Origin of the sequence: Arcicella gelida (assembly GCF_034931025.1) — a bacterium.
Taxonomy (GTDB): domain Bacteria; phylum Bacteroidota; class Bacteroidia; order Cytophagales; family Spirosomataceae; genus Arcicella; species Arcicella gelida.
On the sequence record NZ_JAYGIL010000019.1, the window covers coordinates 50,993 to 71,372 of the forward strand.

Genomic DNA, 20,380 nt, shown 5'->3' on the forward strand with positions numbered 1-20,380 from the left:
TTTCACTTTGGGAAATAGAAATCAAAGAAAAGCATCCAATCTTCCATTGTCCTTTACTTTAAAGCCTTTTTCTGTCATTTTAATACTGGCACATTCAACCGTTGGGTCATGATCGAAAAATAAAATCCAGTCATTTTCAACAGCTTGATTCAACAAAACACTTTTTTCTTCCATCGTTTGCAGTGGTCGAACATCGTAGCCCATCACATAAGGAATAGGAATATGTGATTGTGAAGGAACAGTATCTGCAATGAAAAGTATTTTTTTATTTTGATAAGTAATCAGTGGCATTAACATTTTTTCTGTATGTCCATCTGCCGTCAAGATTTCAATATTACTAAATGGCTTTTCAGTTACTTTATCCGTAAAAAACAATTGTCCAGCCTCTTGAATTGGCAAAATATTTTCTTTAAAGAAAGTAGCTTTTTCTCTTTGATTCGGATGAATTGCAGCGTCAAAATGTGCTGAGTGAGTCCAATAACGAGCATTGGGGAAAGTCATTTCAAAATGGGTTCCATCAGTATTCCATTTTACAGCACCACCACAATGGTCAAAATGCAAATGACTCAAAATAACATCCGTCACTTCATTTTCTGTATATCCTTTTGCTCGAATAGATTTCACTAAATCGCCTTCCCCATGTCGATAATAATAACTTTGCCATTTGGCATCCTGTTTATCACCCATTCCTGTATCAATTAAAATCAACTGATTTCCATCCTCAATTAATAAACACCTCATTGCCCATGAACAAAGGTTATTTTCATCAGCAGGATTAGTTTTCTGCCAAAAAGATTTAGGAACTACTCCAAACATTGCCCCACCATCTAATTTAAAATTCCCTGCATCGATAGTATGTAATTTCATTCTTAATATGATTTTGTTTCAATAAGCTTTGCAATTTATAAGAAGTTGCTTACTTTGAGAAGTATTTTACACGAACGGATTACAAATCGTCTCAAGCAAAAAACAATCTAAAACTATGAAAATCGGTCTAGTTCTTTCAGGTGGCGGCGCCAGAGGTATTGCTCATCTTGGTGTATTAAAAGCTTTACAAGAAAAAAATATAGAAATTTCGGCAATTTCGGGTTGTAGTGCTGGTGCTATTGCTGGTGCAATGTTTTCTGCGGGATACTCGCCCGATAAAATTTTTGAAATCGTAGTTTCAACCAATACACTAAGAGCATTAAGACCTGCTTGGAGTAGAGTGGGATTGCTTAATATGAAAAAAGCTGAAGAAGCTTATTTAAAATACATTCCTCATAATTCATTTGAACATTTAAAAATTCCGCTTACCATTAATGCTACCAATCTGTATGCTGGTGAAAGTATTTACTTTTCTAGTGGCGAATTACTAAAGCCAGTAATGGCTTCATGTTGTATTCCAGGACTTTTTGAGCCTATCATCATGAACAATCAGACTTTGTTGGATGGAGGAATTTTAAACAATATGCCCATTGAACCGTTAAAAGGGAAATATGATTTCATTATTGGTAGCCACTGTAACCCTTATGGAATGAACCAATTACCAAAATCAATGGCTTCTATGGTTCAAAAATCACTTTTTTTAGCTATTAACAACAACTCAAAAAGTCGCCTAGCACTATGCGATTTACTTATAGAACCGCCTCTTCTTAAAAACTTTGACCCTCAGGATATTCGTAAAGCAAATGATATTTTCAAAGTCGGGTATGAATATACCAAGTCATTATCTTTAACAGAAAATATATTTTAGGATAATTAAATATAAAAAAAATACAAAAAATATTTTTTTATTAGATTTTATATTGATAATATCCGAAAGTGTTTTTAACTTAGCACAACTCTCCTCGCTGCTACTAATTGCAACATAAAAAACCTAAAATTTCAATTTTATCAAAAAATCAACTAAATTATCATACTTGATTTTCATTTTTTCATAAAAAAGACACTTAAAAAACACATTTCACAATCCTTTTTTTAGAAATTTTACAAAAAATAATTTTCATTCAAATAGTAAAACTTTACCAAACTAAGAAACCCAAAACTAAATACATAGAAAAGTACAATTCACAAACTATTTTTTTAATCAATTAACCCCAATATTTCATGAACAAACGTTTATTATTTATCAATCTACTTCTGTTTTTGGGATGTTCTTTGAGCATGATGGCTCAGGATCGTCGCATTTCAGGAAAGGTAACTTCAGCAAGCGATGGCTCTGTTTTACCAGGAGTAACAGTTCAAATAAAAGGGATTTCTAAAGGCACTCAAACAGATGCTAGCGGTAGCTATTCATTGAGCGTTTCTAGTACTCAAAAAACAGTAATTTTTAGTTTTGTTGGTTTTGTTCCACAGGAAGTTGAAATTGGTAGTAAATCTATTATCAATGTTTCCCTAAAGGAAAATGTTAAATCATTGGAAGAAGTACTAGTTGTTGGTTATGGTACACAAATCAAACGTGACATGACTGGTAATGTAGCTAAAATAAAATCTTCTGATATTGCAGATATGCCAGTTCCAACATTCGATCAAGCTCTTCAAGGAAAAGCGGCAGGCGTACTTGTAAATGCTGGTAGTGGTAAACTAGGACAAGGTATTCGTATCAACGTTCGTGGGCAATCTTCTATTTCTGCAAATACACAGCCATTATTTGTAATTGATGGTATTCCTTTAACAACTAATAATTTATCTTTTCAGTTTGGTTCAACTAACCCATTAGCAGATATTAACCCTCAAGATATTGAGTCAATGGATATATTGAAAGATGCTGCTGCTTCTGCAATATATGGTGCTCGTGGAGCTAATGGTGTAATTATCATTACTACTAAAAAAGGTAAGGCTGGACAGACGAGAGTCAATTTTGGATACCAAGTTGGTTCAAGTACACCAACCAAAAAATTGCAATTTCTCAATACAGAACAGTATGTTAAATTCTACAGACAAGCAGCAGCAAATTCTGATAGAATTGATGACTTAGATCAAGCTGACCCAGACTCATATACTTCTTACATGGAAAATTTCTATGTAACACAAAGTCTTGGCACTTTTGGTACTCCTCAACAAACTTCTACTAATTGGGGTGATTTAGCTTATCAGGATGCACCCATGAACCAGTATGATATGAATATCACTAGCGGTTCTGAAAAGACATCTATCTTTATGTCTGGTCAATACCTTGACCAAAAAGGGATTCTAGTTGGAAACGCCTTGACAAGAGCAACTGGTCGTATGAACTTAGAACATGCTTTGACAGATAGATTCAAGGTAGGTATTAATATGTCGATGTCAAGAACGCTGAACAAACGTTTGTCGGGTGACCGTCAGTTTGACAACCCAATGCAAATGGTGGCATTACCGCCAATGACTCCTTCTACAGACCCTAGTACAGGTTTACCAACGGGTTCACTTCCAGGTGATGCAAGTATCCCGTATTATTACAACCCACTCGTTAATATCGGCAATGCCTTTTATAATACAACAGTAAACCGTACAATTAGTAGTGTTTATGGACAGTTAAAAATTACAAAAGATTTATTCTTGCGTTCAGAGTATGGTGTTGATGTTTTGAGCCAATTAGAAGAACAATTTTATAATTCATTGACAGCTCGAAATACTGGTGTTCCAGGTGGCTTAGGTCGTTCAAGAACTGTACGTGTCGAAAACTTCAATACAAACAATTTCCTCGGTTATACCAAAGCTTTTGATAAGCATATCTTTGATGCAACGCTTGGATTCTCTTTCCAAAAATCTGAAACAAAACGTCACTTCATTGAAGGGCAAGATTTCCCTTCAGATTCATACCAAACAATCTTTGCAGCGGCACGCAAAACAGATGGCAATTCATCTGAAACTGCATTCAGTTTCTTATCATATTTTGCTAGAGCAAACTACAAGTTCAACGACCGTTATTTGTTAGGTGTAAGTGCACGTATAGATGGTTCTTCAAGATTTGGTACTAATCAACGATACGGTTTCTTCCCTGCTGCATCATTAGGTTGGGTAGTATCTGAAGAAGAATTCTTAAAAAATAACAAAAGTATAAGTTTCTTAAAAGTACGTACAAGTTTTGGTAGAACTGGTAATGCTGAAATCGGTGCAGATGGTAGTGGAGCTTCTACCAATACTATCAACTTCCCTCAGAGAGGCTTGTATGCTGGTGATGCTGGATATGGAACCATTCCTGGACAAAGACCTATTCAATTAGCCAATCCAGATTTAAGTTGGGAAACTACTGACCAATTTGACTTAGGTGTTGATTTCGGTTTTTTCAATAATCGTCTTTCTGGTGAAGTTGATATTTATCAAAAGAATACTTCAAACCTTTTGTTGAATGTTAACGTACCAGGCTCATCTGGCTTTGCTACTCAAACAAGAAACATCGGTAAATTACAAAACAAAGGAATTGAATTTGTAATTAATTCAGACAACCTAGTTGGTCAATTCAAATGGAAAACAAGCATTAACATTGCTAGAAATGCCAATAAAGTAACTAACATTCAAGGACAAATTATTGAAGGTGGGTTAAATAACATGAGCCGTGCAGTAGAAGGAGAACCTATTGGTACATTCTTTACAGCAGAATATGCTGGTGTTGACCCTGCCAATGGAGATGCTCTATGGTATAAAAACACTAAAAATGCTGACGGTTCTATTGATCGTTCTACTACAAATGTTTACACTCAAGCGCAAAGAGTAGTAGTAGGAAAAGCATTACCAGATTGGACAGGTGGTATGACAAACACTTTTAGCTACAAAGGTTTTGATTTAAGTATTTTTATTAATGGTCAATTAGGTAATGAAATTAACTTCTATGGTGTGGGTAGATATTCTTCAGCAAATGGTCGTTTTGAAGATAATCAAACTGTAGATCAATTAAATGCTTGGACAGTCGATAATAGAAATACTAATATTCCTGAAGCACGTTTATTCTTTAATAACGGTGCACAGCCTTCTAGCAGATTTATCCAAGATGGCTCTTTCTTACGTTTAAGAACAGTTACTTTTGCTTATAACCTTCCAAAAAGTATATTAAGTAAGGCCAAAATCAATAATATGAGAGTGTATGTATCTGCTCAGAACTTAGCTACATTAACTAAATACACTGGCTGGGATCCTGAAGTAAATGCTGATGATGTAGTTTCAAATATTGCTCAAGGTTATGACTTTTATACAGCACCTCAGGCTCGTACTATTACATTTGGTATTAATCTTGGTTTTTAATCTTAATTGAAGAAAATAATATGAATAAGACAATAAAAAATATATTGATTGCAAGCATAGCTTTAAACACTTTTACAGCTTGTGACAAAGAACTTGATATTGACCCCAAAGTTAGTATTGATGAATTAGCAGCCCTTAATACATCAAAAGATGTACAAGTAACTTTAGTGGGTGCTTATGATGGGTTGAGTGATGGAAACGTCCTTGGTGGTGGTAACCAGTATATCAAAGAACTATTGGTAGATGACAGAGACGTTGTCTTTGGTGGTACTTTTACTACCTTAGATGAAATTTGGAGAAAAACAATCAGTACAACAAATGGTGATATCACAAATTTGTGGATGGATAGTTACAATACCATTAACAGAGTAAACAATGTACTTTCGGCTATTGATAAAGTGGATCAAGCTGAAAAACCTTCTGTAGAAGGACAAGCTCGTTTTATTAGAGGACTTTTATACTTCGAACTAGTAAATTTATACGGTAAATTTTGGGGTGATGGCGACAACAACACTAACCTAGCAGTTCCTTTGGTGTTAACACCTACACGTGGTATTACAAGTGACGATAGTCGTCCTCGTGCTACTGTGGCTCAGATTTACACACAAGTATTAGAAGACTTGACTAAAGCTGAACAATTGCTACCTTCATCATTAACAAATACTGGATTTGCCACAAAAAACGCAGCAACAGCAATATTATCAAGAGTATATTTAGCTCAAGGAAACTACGCTTTAGCTCGTGATGCTGCTAACAGAGTAATTACTTCTGGTACACACAGCCTAGCTCCTACTTTTGAAGATGCCTTCAATGACGATGCTAACGCTGAAGAGTTAATTTTCAGAATTATAGTTACAGACCAAGACGGTGTTAATGATTTAAATACATTCTATGCGTCTTCTTCTAACCAAGGACGTGGAGACATACGTGTTCAATCGAAACATTTAGCATTATATTCGCCTGAAGACACTAGAGGCCAATTCTTCAATGTTCTCAATAGAAATGTATTTACTTTGAAATTTGCAGATAGATATGCAGACTTACCGATTATCCGTTTATCAGAAATGTATTTGACCAGAGCAGAATGTAACTTTCGCTTAGGTACTTCAATAGGTGCAACTGCTTTATCTGATATTAATTTAATTAGATCACGAGCAGAAGCAAATAATCTAGCTAGCTTGACTTTGTCTGATATCATCAAAGAAAGAAGACTTGAATTAGCATTTGAAGGAAGTAATTATCTTGACATAAAAAGAAATAAATTAAAGGTAGGTGCTGTTGACTATAATGCCAATTCATTAGTACTCCCAGTTCCACAAAGAGAAATAGACACGAATAAGTCATTAGTACAGAATTCTGGCTATTAATCATCCGCTTACCATTATTAGCTTGCCTCAAACCACCCTAATTAGGGTGGTTTTTTTGTTTATATTCTAAATCTACTCAGCTTGACTCTATAAATACTTAATTTTTCAATTATTAAAAAAGTACAAATTAAGTATTCACAATCAAATCATAATTTTCATTTAAGTATTTTTCCAATACTTAAACTAAGTACTTTTTACAATCCTTCTCGCTCTCATTCATCTACAGAAAAAGGATGTATATCATAATAATATTCACATTAGTCGAATAAATACAATAAATGTATCTTCATAAAATGACTCTCAATTGCTCTTTATTAAAAACACAAGCAATTTATTACAGATATTATAAATAATTTTAATATTTGCTTGGTTGGTAAAGTACAATTTTTTAAATTAGGTACTATTAGAAATAACACAATATCATTAAACTAAATTAAACCAAAACTAAATTATTAAATGAACAAAAAATTACTAACGATTTTCCTCGTTATGATGACTTGTTGCGTAGGTATTTATGCACAAGACAGAAAAGTAACAGGGAAAGTGACCGCAGCCGAGGATGGCTCAGGTCTTCCAGGAGTGTCTGTTCAATTGAAAGGTAGTACCAAAGGAACAACCACTGATGCTAATGGAAATTACTCTCTCCCAGTAAGTTCAGGTGGCACAATCCGATTCACATTTGTTGGCTTCGCCCCTAAGGAAGTCGCAGTAGGTAGTCAAGCTGTTATTAATGTACAGCTTACTAGTGACAATCAACAATTATCTGAGGTAGTAGTAACAGCACAAGGGATTGTCAGAGAAAAACGAGCACTTGGTTATTCTGTTACTTCGTTAGACAAAAAGGTTATTGAAGACAAACCTCAATCAGACATCGGTCGTGTACTTCAAGGTAAAATTCCCGGTGTGAACATCACTTCAACTTCAGGAGTTACTGGTACTGGTACAAACATCACGATTCGTGGTTATTCTTCAATTACGGGTTCTGTACAGCCTTTATTTGTAGTTGATGGCGTACCTTTTAACTCTAATACCAACACTCGTGGTGGTTTTACAGGTGGTGGACAGTCGTCTTCAAGCCGTTTTCTTGATATTGACCCAAACAATATCGAAAACGTAACAGTATTGAAAGGTTTGGCTGCTACAGTTACTTATGGTGACCAAGGTAGAAATGGTGTAATTTTGATTACTACTAAAAATGGCACTAAAAAAGCTAGAAAAACAGAATACTCTATCACACAATCTGTTTTTACCAATACTGCTCACTTACCTAGATACCAAAATTCTTATGTGGGTGGTTTTCAACAAAACTTAGGGTACTTCTTTAGTAACTGGGGACCTTCATTGGAAGAAGCGAAAAACTATGCTTCACAGAATACTAACACAGCACTAACAACTCACCCTTACGCATTTTTAACTAACGCTGCTGCTAGAGATGCAATGGCTTCGTATGTAGCATCCGTTACTCCTTATACCATGCAATTCTTCCCTAACAACGTTAGTGATTTTTTCCGTACAGGTGTTATTGCTAATACTTCTATGAACATTTCAGGAGGTGGAGAGAAAGTTAGTTATAACGTATCGGCGGGTTACAACAACGAACAGGGCTACATTCCAAACAATGGTTTGAAACGATTGAATTTAGGTCTCGGGTTAAACGCTCAATTATCAAAAAAATTGACGGCTAATACTTCATTTAATTTCTCTAATACTGATCAAACGTCTCCTCCATTAAGTGCTGGACAAGGTAATAATGCGAATGACTTCCCTTCAGTGTTGGCAAACGTAATGTTTACTCCACGCCAAGTAGATTTAATGGGCTGGCCTTACGAAAACCCTGTAGATGGTAGTTCTGTATATTTCAGAAGTGGTAACGATATTCCTAACCCAAGATGGATATTAAATAACTACAAAACCACTGGTGTTGTAAACAGATTCTTTTCTGCAACTTCATTCAATTTAGACATTACTAAAGAACTTGCTTTGATTTATAAAATCGGTTTAGATACTTATGATGAAACGCAAGAGTTTTTACTAAACAAAGGTGGTGTATCTTTTGTGAATGGTTTTTACAATACATTAAACTTCAAGAATACAATTTGGGATAACTCAATGATTCTTTCTTATACCAAAACATTATCTGATAGATTAAGCCTTTCGGGTAAACTTGGTGGAAACATGAGAAATGACCAGTTCGAGTTTTATAACATTACTAGCCAGAACCAATTAGCTCGTAATTTATTCCGTCACTCTAACTTTATTGATAACGTAGCTTCAAACGGTACAGTAGAACAAACTCGTTATGGTATTTTCGGTGAAGTTACTGCAGATTATGACAATTATTTGTTCTTAAATGTTGCAGGAAGAAACGACTGGACATCTACAGTAGAGGCTGAAAACCGTAGAATTTTTTATCCATCTGCCAGTCTTTCATTTGTTCCTACAAGTGCTTTCAAAGACTTTAGTAGTAATGCCATTAATTTCTTGAAACTTAGAGTTGGCGTGGGTACATCTGCTGGTTTCCCTAACCCTTATCAAACAAGAAATATCTTAAATCAAAATGCTAGAGGTTGGTTAACGTCTTCTCCGATTCAAACGCACTCAGTGGATAATAGTTTAGGTAACCCAAATCTAAAGCCTGAATTACATACTGAAACAGAATTAGGTTTAGAAGGTAAATTATTCAACAACAAAATTGGCTTCGATCTTACTGTATATCGTAGAGATACTAGAAACTTGATTACGAGTGCTCCTTTGGATGCTTCAACAGGTTATACAAGTACTACAATTAACGTTGGTAAAATCAGAAACCAAGGGATTGAATTCAGTTTAACAGGAACACCTGTTGTAAAAGGTCCATTCTCATGGGACGTAACTTTAACGTACTCACGCAATACACCAGAAGTATTAGATTTAGGTGGAACGATACAAGAAGTACAAGTAACAGGTTTTGGTTCATCATTGGGTAATTATGCTATCGTTGGGCAGCCATTTAACGTAATTAAAGGTATTGGTTTCCGTAGAAATGCAGCTGGTCAATTATTAATTGATGGTTCTGGAAACTTACAGGCTACTACTTCTCCAGTAATACTTGGTGATCCTAACCCTGCCTTTGTTTCTAGTATGATTAATGGTTTCAATTACAAAGGATTGAGCTTGAGCGTAATGGTTTCTTATCGTCATGGCGGAGCAATGTACTCATCTTCTGCGGGTGCATTATTAGGTCGTGGTTTAACAATTGAATCAGGTAGTGAAACAGGTTATGACAGAGCTCAAACTTTTATCTTCCCTGGTGTTAAAGCAGATGGTTCTGCGAACGACATCCAAGTAACAGGTTCTGATATTAACTTCAACAACGTTTATTTCTTTGGTGATGAAGGTAGAATCTACGATGGTTCAACGATACGTTTGCAAGAAGTATCATTATCTTATAGCCTCCCTAAAAAGTTTTTGGGTAAACTTGGCATCAAAGGTGCAAGTATAGGTTTATCGGGTAATAACCTATGGTACAAAGCTTTACACATTCCAAAAGGACTGAATCTTGATACAGACAATTTAGGTTTGGGTGTAGGTAATGGTTTAGGTTTTGAATTCTTGACTGGCCCAAGCTCTAGAAGACTTGGAGGAACATTGAAATTGACGTTCTAAACAACAATAGACATTGTTTAGAGAATCTTAATTAATGATATTTTTTCATTATAATTCACAAAAAGATGATAAATAAATTCATAAAATATTTGTTTGTTTTGTCAGCCATACTGGTAAGCTCGTGTAAACTCGACTTACTTGACAATCCAAACGCAGTAACAACTGGAAATACCGATATAAACTATTTAGCGAGTCAAATCCAGATTAGTTACTCAGGTCATTTTAACCAACTAAGTGACCCAGGAATGCGATTAACAAGAATGTTGAATGCAGGAGCTGCCATTTATGATAATGCTGTTACTCCGGGTGGTCTTGATGGAACTTGGACTACTGCTTATGCTGGTATTTTGAACGACATCAAAACGCTCATTCCTTTAGCTGAAAAAGGGGAATTCTTTGTTCATGCTGGTATGGCTCGTTTTCTTAGAGCTTCAGTAATGGTAAACTTAGTTGATGCTTTTGGTGATGTCCCATATTCAGAGGCTTTGGATGCGAGTAATTTCAACCCTAAAACTGATGGTGGTGCTTCAATTTACACTGCTGCTTTGGCTGATGTTGATAAAGCTATTGAGAACTTCGGAGCTAAATCTAAAGCTGGTTTAACAACAGACTTATATTATTCAGGTAATGTTGATAACTGGATTCGTGCTGCAAATACCTTGAAATTGAAGATTTTATTGAATAAAAGATTGATTGATGCCGCAGGTTCAAGAACGGCAATCAATAGTCTAATTGCTGGCGGAAAATTAATATCAGCTACCTCACAAAATTTCACTTTCAAATTCGGTATTAACCAAGTAAACCCAGATAATAGACACCCAAGATATGCTGGTCAATACTCTTCAACAGGTGGTGGAGATTATCAGTCTAATGCCTACATGGGAACTATGTACGATAAAAAAGACCCAAGAATTCGTTCTTACTTCTATCGTCAGGTTATCGTGAACTCTAAAGATGTAAATGAAATTCGTTGTATTACAAACCAAAAACCAAACCACTATGCAGCAACAGACTACTACTGCTTACCAACCACCGTTGGTTATTGGGGACGTGACCATTTGAGCAACGAAGGTATTCCACCAGATGGCTTAAGAAGAACTGCTTGGGGATTATACCCTGCTGGAGGGCAATATGATAATGATAATGGCAAACCTGTGGCATTAGTTGCTGGTGCCGCTGGTGCTGGGATTCACCCAATTTTTATGTCTTCATTTACAGACTTTATGTTGGCTGAATCTGCCATTACATTGGGTACTACTGGCGATGCCAAAACACTTCTTGAATCTGCTATCCGTAAATCAATGACTGATGTACGTACTTTTATGTTAGCTTCTGCTGAAGGAGGAAAAATCGCAACATTTGAAGCCGCAAATAATATTGTGTGGGCGAATGAGGTAAATAATTATGTAACAGCAGTATTAAGTGCTTATTCTTCTGCTACCTCAGATGCTGACAGACTTAACATCGTAGCGAATGAATATTATTTTGCTTTATATGGTAATGGTATTGAGTCTTACAATTTGTACAGAAGAACTGGAATGCCTAAAAATTTACAACCAGCTTTAGACGCAAATCCAGGTGCATTTATCAGGTCTTTCTATTATCCTACTTCTTTTGTAGGAAGAAATGCAAATGTAAAGCAAAAGGCAAATATGACTTCTCCGGTATTCTGGGATAATAATCCTGCAACATTATTCAAATAATATTAGCTTTTGAATTTCCTTAAAATTAAAATATCATGAAAAACATTTTAAAATATTCAATTTTAATGATTTGCGGGCTAGTAATAATAGCTTGTAAAACCGAAATAGTTGAACCAATTGATTTAGATGCACTTGAAACTGGTGGATATATTCGCACAGTAAGTCCATACCCTGTTGCAGCATCTACCTTCAACTATAAAATTACAGACATGGGTGGTACAAAAATGGAGATTGTTGCTGAGGCTGTAACGCCAAACAAAGGAGCAGACTTTGCATCTTATGAATTGTTTGTAAAATTTGTGGATGCTACAGCTTCAAATGGCACAAAAACTACGTCAATACTCCCGCTTAAAACAATCCTTGCTTCAGCATTTACTAAAGATGCAATTACAGGCTATCCTAGAGCAACAATTACAGTAACAGGAACAGAAGCTTTAACAGCATCTAAACTTGCTATAGGAGATATTACGGCAGGAGACCGCTTTGAAATTACTGGCACTATGAAACTTACTAATGGTAAGACCTACAATGCTGCTAATACTGGAGCAAACATTACTGGTGGAGCTTTCTATAGCTCGCCATTCTTTTACAGAGTAAACGTTTTGCAGTAGTATTAAAAAGGCATCACCCGAAACATTTGTTTTGGGTGATGCCTTTAATAAAAAAACCTGCCACTAAAGTAAAACTTTATTAGCAGGCAAAGAATCCATAAAACTAGATTCTACTTTGGGTGTGTTAGGTTTTTGAGAGACGATGACATTAATTTAGGATGTCTTTATGTATTTAACTTTATCTTGCTGTCTTCTTCAATAAAATTGCCTTAGGGGTTTTTCTAATGGCTTCTCTGAATTCACTTATTCTTCTTCTTGATACTATTAATTCTTGCCCATCTTCCAGAATTATCACTAATTTTTTATCCTCCTTTCTCCAACCATTCATAAATGCAATATTCACTACATGATTGTTGCTGATACGTATGAATGTGAATTCATCATTTATCCTTTCTTGCATCACTCTTAAAGTACGAGCCACAAGCAAACGTTCTTGATTTGTGGTATGGACAGTCGTATAATTTTCATCACTCTTTAAATATAAAATTTCGTTTAGAGCGATTTGACTACTTTTTGTTAGGTATAATTTTTTCATAATCTTGGCAAGTATTACTATTACAAAAATGCAATTTTTAGTTATTAGGTTATTAGCTCGAAATCGACAAAAATTAGCTCATTTAGTACATTTTAGCAAAAAAGTACTATTTTGAACAACCAATACTAGGTAAAGTACTATTAATGCGTTTTCAACCAATCTGAAGGAGATTTTCCATAAAATTCTTGAAAAACCTTTGTAAAATATGAAAGACTCTCAAAACCTACTTGAAAGGCAACATCAGAAATATTTCCGCTACGATTTTTTAATAACTCTGCAGCTTTCTTTAATCGGTAATTTCTGATGTATTCAACCGTTGTTTGATTGGTCTGTGTCTTTAGCTTTCTTCTCAACTGAACTGTACTCAAATTCAATGCGTCTGCCAAATCAACAATATTGAAAGTGCTATCAGAAAGCTTATTTTCAATTATTTCATCTATTCTTTGTAAAAAAACATCATTAGTTGGATTTAAAACAAGCTCTCCATTTGTCATTTTGAGAACCTTATCTAACTTAGTTTTTTTACTTGGTTCTTTATCAACATCACTTTTTTCGCCTAATCCTTCGACAGAAAAATCAGGAAGTGTATTTATCAATATTGGCATTTCAGCTTCTATTTTCTCAGGCTGGATACGTTTAAAAAAATGAAAGACTAAAAATATGAAAAATACAATTTTTGACATTTCAGCAAAGAAAATAATATGATGAATCCAGCCGAAATCAATGGCTTGAAGCAACCTTAATTGTAGAAATAAAAAACCCAAAAAACTGAATAAAAAAGAGCAGACAAAGTATCCTTCAAGTTTGATTTTTTTATAGTATGCATAAGCAAAAAGTAAAAGAATTGTAAGTTCTGCAAGCACAGAATTCCAAACATTCATTTTTACCCATTTCCAATTATAATCAACACATATTCCAAAAAGCAAGATGAAAGTGGCAAGTATAATGAGGTATAAATACCATTTTATCCATCTTGGAAATTGCGTAGTGATAGGCAAAACATAAAATGTTAAAATGATTTCAGGAACAACTAAAAGTCGATAAGGAAAAGTATTGATAAGTGATGATAGCATTGGATTACTGGTGAATAAATCTCCAAGTGACTCATGGTATCCTAATACAGTAATAGAAATGCAAAATGAATAAAAGGCAAAAACTCTGTAGGTATTGGTTTTGAATAAGAAAAAAGCAATGATTCCAATCAATAGATTCCCAAAAAGTTGAATTCCATCGAAAAACCAATTTCTACGGTCATCAGAACGGCTTTTAATTACTTGAGCCTTTTCTGGCATCACTAGAAATTTTGTATAAAAACCTCTTTGGCTAGTAATTTTTATATAAAATGTTTTGGGTTCGTTTGCTAATAAAGGAAAAAGAATAATTGGATGATTTGAGCCATAATGATAATTCCTATTTTCTTTCGCCACAAAGCACCCTCCTTTTTTAATATCAAATTTATTTCCATTTGGGATGAAAACATCAAAATACTCAATTAATGGATTTTCACATTCAAAAGACCAATTTCCAGTTTTTGAAGAATATAAAGTAATTTTAAACCAACTTGTAATATCAGAAAAACCAAAATGAATTGCTTTTTGGGTATGAGTAATAAATGGTCTGTGTTGAATATCATGAAGAGTGAGCGTGCCGTCATTCGTTTCATAATATTCTACTAAAGAAGAAATATCTAAGGGAAAAGAATTTTTCGATAAATCTATGCCTTTGGCTGATGCACTTAACCCAGTAAAATAAAAGCATACAATTAACAAAACAATTCTTTTAAGAAATTGAGAGATTAACATTTATTACTTAGTTCGGATTCAAATTACATAGTATAAGTTTCACATATACTTAAATTCCAATACTTTAAACCTAATCTAGGTTAGTTAAAAGCCTTGTATTTAAACACGAATGTGCCTTTACAGTATGATTTATATTTTAGTGTGTTATTTCAACAAAGATACTAAAGATGAACGCTTAAACAATTATTTAATCGAAAAAAAAAGCCTACTTAAGCAAGAATTTATTTTTATGTTATTTTTTAATTTACATGTAGATAACAATTCATTCTTGAGGAAAGGCACTGATAAAATCAGCCTTATACAACACATTTTTTTAGAATAAATAATTGTTAGACAACAAATTATTTATTCTAAATTTGAATTCATCTGCTTAATCTAAACTAATTTTCCATGAATCGTATTGATAGACTCTTCGGTATTTTCACTTTTTTACAATCAAAAAAATATACTTCAGCTGAAAAAATTGCTGAGAAATTTCAAATCAGTGTTCGTACTGTTTACAGAGATTTAAAAGCTTTAAATGAGTCGGGAATTCCATTAGGTTTTGAACCAAACAAAGGATATTTTATCGTCCAAGGTTTCTTTCTTCCCCCTATTTCCTTGACGAGTGATGAAGCTAATGCCTTGCTTTTAATGGAATCTATCGTTTATCGTTTTACTGATAAGTCTATCCAAAAAAATTACTCTAATGCTTTAAATAAAGTAAAATCTGTATTGCCGAATGCTCAAAAAGATAAAATTGATTTACTTTCAGATAATATTAAATATCAAATTTCACCTTGTATTGAACAGAATTATGAGTACTTATCTGATTTACAACAATCTATCTCTGCTAAAACAATCATTGATTTTGATTATAAAAATAACAAAGACGAAATTAGTCATCGCCGAGCAGAACCTATCGGTTTAGTTTTTTATGCCTTTAATTGGCATTTAATTGCTTGGTGTTATAAGCGAAATACTTATCGTGATTTCAGAGTATCCAGAATTTTAGATGTTAAAAACACTCAAATTCCTTTTCAAAAAAACGACCATATTCCTTTGGCTGATTATATGAAACTACTTCCAGTAAATTATTAAATTATATTTAAAATTCTTGAAAAATCACTGACATAGGGTTGTCAGTAGTGACTGTTTTATTTGCATCATCAACCAAAAAACAAACAACATGACGATGATTGCAATGTTCTTAAAAGAGTTAGACCAAGAAGCGGTTAGTACTCGTAAAATGTTATCAATAGTACCAGATGATAAATTCAACTGGCAACCTCATCCTAAAAGTATGACTGTTCTAACCTTAGCAAAGCACATTATCGAGTTGCCTTCATGGGTTGGTCTTGCTTTAACTACCAGTGAATTAGATTTTGCAACCACACCTTATGAACCCTTGAAAATTAATTCAACAACTGAACTTTTAGAGGTTTTTGAAAAAAATATTGAAGATGCAAAAGCTCATTTATTAGCTGCCAGTGAAGAACAGCTAAATGAAAATTGGACATTAAGAAACGGAGACACTATATATAGTACTACTCCAAAAAGTGAAACTATTCGCCATGCTTATTGTCAAATTGTTCACCATAGAGCTCAACTAGGAGTTTTTCTTCGCTTACTTGATATTCCGATTCCTGGCTGTTATGGACCAAGTGCGGATGAAATGGGCTTATTTTAATTACTAAAGACCCTACTCAAACCTCATCTCAAAAAGAGATGAGGTTTTTTTTTCACCAAAAGTTCTCATTTTAACATGAGCGATTGGGGCAGCCGCCACTGCAAGTAAGGTAATTATTAGATAATTATTATTTGATGAATGCTAGCTCAATCAATATCTTTGTTGAAATAAAAACATAAGAATATGTTAGCTATCAACAAAATCCATCACATTGCTATTATTTGTGCTGATTATACAATCTCTAAAAAGTTCTATACAGAAATACTTGGTTTCAAAATAGAAAACGAAGTGTTCAGAACCGAAAGAAATTCATACAAATTAGATTTATCGGTAAACGGAACCTATCAAATAGAATTATTCTCGTTTCCAAACCCTCCCGCTCGTGCTTCTCGCCCAGAATCTTGTGGCTTAAGACATTTAGCTTTTGAAGTAAATAATGTCCAAGAAACACATAATTATTTAACAGGATTCAAGATTGACTGCGAGAGTATTAGAATTGATGAATTCACTGATAAACAATTCTTTTTTATAAGTGACCCAGATGGACTGCCCATTGAGTTTTATGAGAAATAATGAGTTTTAAATCTTTGAAAAAGTGGTACTATTTTCTTTAAATAGCACCACATCACTTTAAGGATTAGAGGCAATTCGTGTAATTGAACTAAAAATCTGCAAGGGTTAGTCGTTATTGATACTTAAAATAGGTATTGTAATTTCATAAAAAATCCTCAGGCGGATAGTAAATATTATGGTAATCTAGCCATTCTTGGAGTATGCTTTTTTTTCTTTTGGGTACTCCAATTTGTACAGCTTCACTAAAATTATTTTTTAATTTTACGTAGAGAATATTAAGAACTTGAGAGTACAATACAAATGATACTTCATCTGGTTTAAACTCGTCTCCTGATTCGTTTTTCAATTGAAAAGATACATTTTCATTCATAGCTTTTAAAGATTTATAGAAGTAAAAAAAACGTATAAAATGTACTTAATGAATAATAAAAAACTAACAGAATCTAGGCGTAGCATATATTTTTAAAATCTATCAGGTGTATTTCTTCAACAAAATAAGGAAGTTTTCTCTGAAGATTTTAGCGTAAAAATACCTGTTTTACGAAAAAGGAAATTTACCTAATCAATTAATCCATGATAAATAATACCATTAACGAGGCTATTTCTTGGGAGGATTTTGAAAAAGTGAAACTTCAAGTCGGTACAATTTTAGAGGCTAAAGATTTCCCAAAAGCCAAAAAGCCAGCATATCAATTAACTATTGACTTTGGTGATGAACTGGGTATTAAAAACTCATCAGCCCAACTTACAAAGCTTTATAGTAAAGAGGATTTGATTGGTCGCCAAGTAATTTGTGTAACGAATTTCCCGCCAAGACAAATCGCTAATTTTTTTTCAGAAGTATTAGTAACAGGAATTGTTTTGCCAGATGGTGAAGTAGTTTTGGCTTCTGTTGAAAGAAAAGTACCTAACGGAACTAGGCTTGCCTAAAACTATTTCAGAATTTTTGGATATTTAAAAGCATTAAACTTCATAAAATTTGATAACATTTTTAAAACCTTTAGTAAATTGCAGTATTATTGAACCTCAACATCTTAAATCAAATGAAAACCATATTTATCTTCATATTTACCTTAATGGTTTTTTCCGAAGCTTCTGGTTTTGGATTGATTGAATATTCTACAGTAATGCACACCAAACATCGTAATAAACAAGATACATTACGAAACAATAGTCAACATTTTGAAGTTATTCAAGCAAACCAAGTATTAAAAAAAGAACCTGAAAAACCTGCTGATAATCACTTTACTAAATCATTAATCCAATGGATTGCGAATGGAGTAAAGTCAACTGTAGAATTTATTACTAGTGCTTTTGTAAGTGTTGTAAAAGCTATTGTTGCCGCTATCGTTAGTTTATTTACTTCTAAAGCTTGGTAGAAATATTAATCGCATAACATCAAAACAGCTTGGAATAGCATAGCTACTTAAGCTAAAATTCCATGAAAATACTCATCAAAACAAAGGTAAACCAAAGCCTTCTTAATGTTTGGAAAGGTTTTGATTTATCTTTATTCAAAGCACTCTCTCCTCCTTTTCCTCCAGTTGTTGTACAACAATTTGATGGTTGTCTCGAAGGAGACATTGTTCATTTAGAATTAAACTTTTTTCTTTTTAAACAAGATTGGATTTCTTCAATCATTGAACAAAGAACAACAGATTCCAAGATTTACTTTATTGATAAAGGAACGAAACTCCCTTTTTTTCTAAAATATTGGCATCATCAACATACAATGATAAGTGAAGAATCGGGTACGGTGATTATTGATGATATTACTTTCAACACTCCTTTTATTTTGACGGATTACCTGATGTATCCCTTACTTTATCTTCAATTTTTATACAGAAAACCCATTTATAAACGATATTTTCAATAAAGCAAAATCCACTCTAATTTGCAAAGAGTGGATTTTTTGCGTTAATTCGTTTTAACAAAATACATTTCATTGAAATCAACGAGTAAAATCTCATCATTTCGACCCAAACAAACTTAATCTTAAATGAAGCTAAACATTACCACTAAAATTATCATCGGTTTTATTATCGGAATAATTGTAGGACAAATCATGCACACTCAACTTAGTGTTGAGCAAATTGCTGATGCCAGTAAGAACATTAAACTATTAGGAGATATTTTTTTAAGAAGCATTCACTTAATTGTTGGCCCGCTTATTTTTTGTACTTTATCAGTGGGCGTTGCAAAATTAGGAGATTTCCGTTTGGTAGGCAGAATCGGATTAAAAACATTAGCTTATTTCTACTTCGCTACTATTCTTTCTTTACTAGTTGGTTTGGTTTTCGTAAATGTTACTCGTCCCGGAGAATTTGGCACTTGGAAATTACCAGCTTCTGGTATTGAAACTGGCGTAACAGCAAAACCTCTAAAAACCTTCAGAGATTTCCTTTTTGAAATTTTCCCAGATAATATTTTTCAAGTTTTTGCAGAAAATAAAACTTTGGGAATCATTATGGTTTCAATCGTTTTTGGAATCGCATTGGCAACAATGGGCGAACATGGCAAAAAAATATCAAAAGGCATTGATTGGATTGGCGAAGCCATCTTCAAAATCGTAGGTTACATCATGTTATTAGCTCCTTTTGCCGTTTTTGCATCCATGACCAACGTTATTGCACAAAATGGTTTAGGCGTTTTAGTATCTTATGCTTACTTAATTGTTTGCTTCTTTGCTGCTTTACTCTTCTTTATTTTTGTGGTACTTTGGTTGATTTGCTATTTATTGAAAATTCCTTATTGGCGTTTAATGGCAACGATGAAAGATGCGATTTTACTTTCATTCAGCACAGCAAGTTCAGAAGCATCAATGCCAAAGCAAATTGAATCTTTGAAAAGTTTAGGTATCAGTGAAAGAATTATTGGTTTTGTTTTGCCTTTGGGTTATAGTTTTAACTTAGATGGCTCGATGATGTACATGACTTTCGCAACGGGTTTTATTGCACAAGCTTATGGAATGCCTTTAAATTTAGACCAACAAATTACAATGCTTTTAACGTTATTGTTAGCAAGTAAAGGTATTGCTGGCGTGCCACGTGCTAGTTTGGTAGTAATTATGGGAACAATGACTCTCTTTGGACTTCCACAGGAGGGTTTGGTTTTACTCTTAGGCGTAGATCCTTTCTTGGATATGGGTCGTTCGGCGACATCGGTTGTTGGCAACGCCGTTGCTACAGTGGTTGTCAGTAAATGGGAAGGCGAAACGCTTAGTGAAGCATAAACTAAAATTTTATCCATAAAAAATCCCCACAAGTAATTTCG

General features: G+C 33.9%; 17 protein-coding genes. 13 read left to right on the forward strand and 4 right to left on the reverse strand.

Annotated features, from left to right (window positions below):
* Positions 1-21: 21 nt before the first annotated feature.
* Positions 22-867, reverse strand: coding sequence for an MBL fold metallo-hydrolase (locus tag VB776_RS15035; RefSeq protein WP_323697554.1), 846 nt, complete (start codon positions 865-867; stop codon positions 22-24).
* Positions 868-982: 115 nt separating this feature from the next.
* Here VB776_RS15035 and VB776_RS15040 point away from each other — a divergent pair, with 115 nt between their 5' ends.
* The 6 genes from VB776_RS15040 (at position 983) to VB776_RS15065 (ending at position 12,528) form a co-directional block, all read left to right on the forward strand.
* Positions 983-1,735 carry a patatin-like phospholipase family protein gene (locus VB776_RS15040; RefSeq protein WP_323697555.1) on the forward strand — a complete coding sequence of 251 codons (753 nt, stop codon included), beginning with the start codon at positions 983-985 and terminating at the stop codon, positions 1,733-1,735.
* 353 nt (positions 1,736-2,088) lie between these two features.
* The gene (locus tag VB776_RS15045; RefSeq protein ID WP_323697556.1) at positions 2,089-5,202 is read left to right on the forward strand and encodes a SusC/RagA family TonB-linked outer membrane protein; all 3,114 of its coding nucleotides are present in this window, start codon (positions 2,089-2,091) and stop codon (positions 5,200-5,202) included.
* 20 nt (positions 5,203-5,222) lie between these two features.
* Positions 5,223-6,569: a RagB/SusD family nutrient uptake outer membrane protein gene (locus VB776_RS15050; protein WP_323697557.1), complete on the forward strand. Its 1,347-nt coding sequence runs from the start codon at positions 5,223-5,225 to the stop codon at positions 6,567-6,569.
* Between the two features lie 456 nt (positions 6,570-7,025).
* Positions 7,026-10,214, forward strand: a complete 3,189-nt coding sequence (locus VB776_RS15055) for a SusC/RagA family TonB-linked outer membrane protein (RefSeq protein WP_323697558.1) — start codon at positions 7,026-7,028, stop codon at positions 10,212-10,214.
* A gap of 65 nt (positions 10,215-10,279) precedes the next feature.
* A complete protein-coding gene (locus VB776_RS15060) occupies positions 10,280-11,917 on the forward strand; it encodes a SusD/RagB family nutrient-binding outer membrane lipoprotein (RefSeq protein ID WP_323697560.1) in 1,638 nt (545 codons plus the stop codon).
* Between the two features lie 35 nt (positions 11,918-11,952).
* The gene (locus tag VB776_RS15065; protein WP_323697561.1) at positions 11,953-12,528 is read left to right on the forward strand and encodes a hypothetical protein; all 576 of its coding nucleotides are present in this window, start codon (positions 11,953-11,955) and stop codon (positions 12,526-12,528) included.
* 178 nt (positions 12,529-12,706) lie between these two features.
* On the opposite strand, the gene VB776_RS15070 is transcribed toward VB776_RS15065, so the two are convergent.
* Both VB776_RS15070 and VB776_RS15075 read right to left on the reverse strand, forming a co-directional pair.
* Complete coding sequence (locus VB776_RS15070) at positions 12,707-13,063, reverse strand: LytR/AlgR family response regulator transcription factor (RefSeq protein ID WP_323697562.1); 357 nt, start codon at positions 13,061-13,063, stop codon at positions 12,707-12,709.
* A 140-nt stretch (positions 13,064-13,203) separates the two neighbouring features.
* On the reverse strand, positions 13,204-14,865 hold the full coding sequence (locus VB776_RS15075; protein WP_323697563.1) for a helix-turn-helix domain-containing protein: 1,662 nt from the start codon (positions 14,863-14,865) through the stop codon (positions 13,204-13,206).
* A 390-nt stretch (positions 14,866-15,255) separates the two neighbouring features.
* Here VB776_RS15075 and VB776_RS15080 point away from each other — a divergent pair, with 390 nt between their 5' ends.
* The 3 genes from VB776_RS15080 (at position 15,256) to gloA2 (ending at position 17,107) form a co-directional block, all read left to right on the forward strand.
* Entirely contained in the window at positions 15,256-15,945 is a 690-nt protein-coding gene (locus VB776_RS15080; protein WP_323697564.1) for a helix-turn-helix transcriptional regulator, read from the forward strand.
* Between the two features lie 88 nt (positions 15,946-16,033).
* Positions 16,034-16,534, forward strand: a complete 501-nt coding sequence (locus VB776_RS15085) for a DinB family protein (protein ID WP_323697565.1) — start codon at positions 16,034-16,036, stop codon at positions 16,532-16,534.
* Between the two features lie 183 nt (positions 16,535-16,717).
* Positions 16,718-17,107, forward strand: coding sequence for an SMU1112c/YaeR family gloxylase I-like metalloprotein (gene gloA2 / locus VB776_RS15090; protein WP_323697567.1), 390 nt, complete (start codon positions 16,718-16,720; stop codon positions 17,105-17,107).
* Positions 17,108-17,249: 142 nt separating this feature from the next.
* Here the strand turns inward: gloA2 and VB776_RS15095 are convergent, their stop codons facing one another.
* A complete protein-coding gene (locus VB776_RS15095) occupies positions 17,250-17,477 on the reverse strand; it encodes a hypothetical protein (protein WP_323697568.1) in 228 nt (75 codons plus the stop codon).
* 203 nt (positions 17,478-17,680) lie between these two features.
* Here VB776_RS15095 and VB776_RS15100 point away from each other — a divergent pair, with 203 nt between their 5' ends.
* From VB776_RS15100 to VB776_RS15115, 4 genes are all read left to right on the forward strand, one after another.
* A complete protein-coding gene (locus VB776_RS15100) occupies positions 17,681-18,037 on the forward strand; it encodes a tRNA-binding protein (RefSeq protein WP_323697569.1) in 357 nt (118 codons plus the stop codon).
* 113 nt (positions 18,038-18,150) lie between these two features.
* The gene (locus VB776_RS15105; RefSeq protein ID WP_323697570.1) at positions 18,151-18,486 is read left to right on the forward strand and encodes a hypothetical protein; all 336 of its coding nucleotides are present in this window, start codon (positions 18,151-18,153) and stop codon (positions 18,484-18,486) included.
* Positions 18,487-18,548: 62 nt separating this feature from the next.
* Positions 18,549-18,983: an SRPBCC family protein gene (locus tag VB776_RS15110; RefSeq protein ID WP_323697571.1), complete on the forward strand. Its 435-nt coding sequence runs from the start codon at positions 18,549-18,551 to the stop codon at positions 18,981-18,983.
* Between the two features lie 123 nt (positions 18,984-19,106).
* Positions 19,107-20,339, forward strand: coding sequence for a dicarboxylate/amino acid:cation symporter (locus VB776_RS15115; protein WP_323697572.1), 1,233 nt, complete (start codon positions 19,107-19,109; stop codon positions 20,337-20,339).
* The last annotated feature ends 41 nt before the right edge of the window (positions 20,340-20,380 follow it).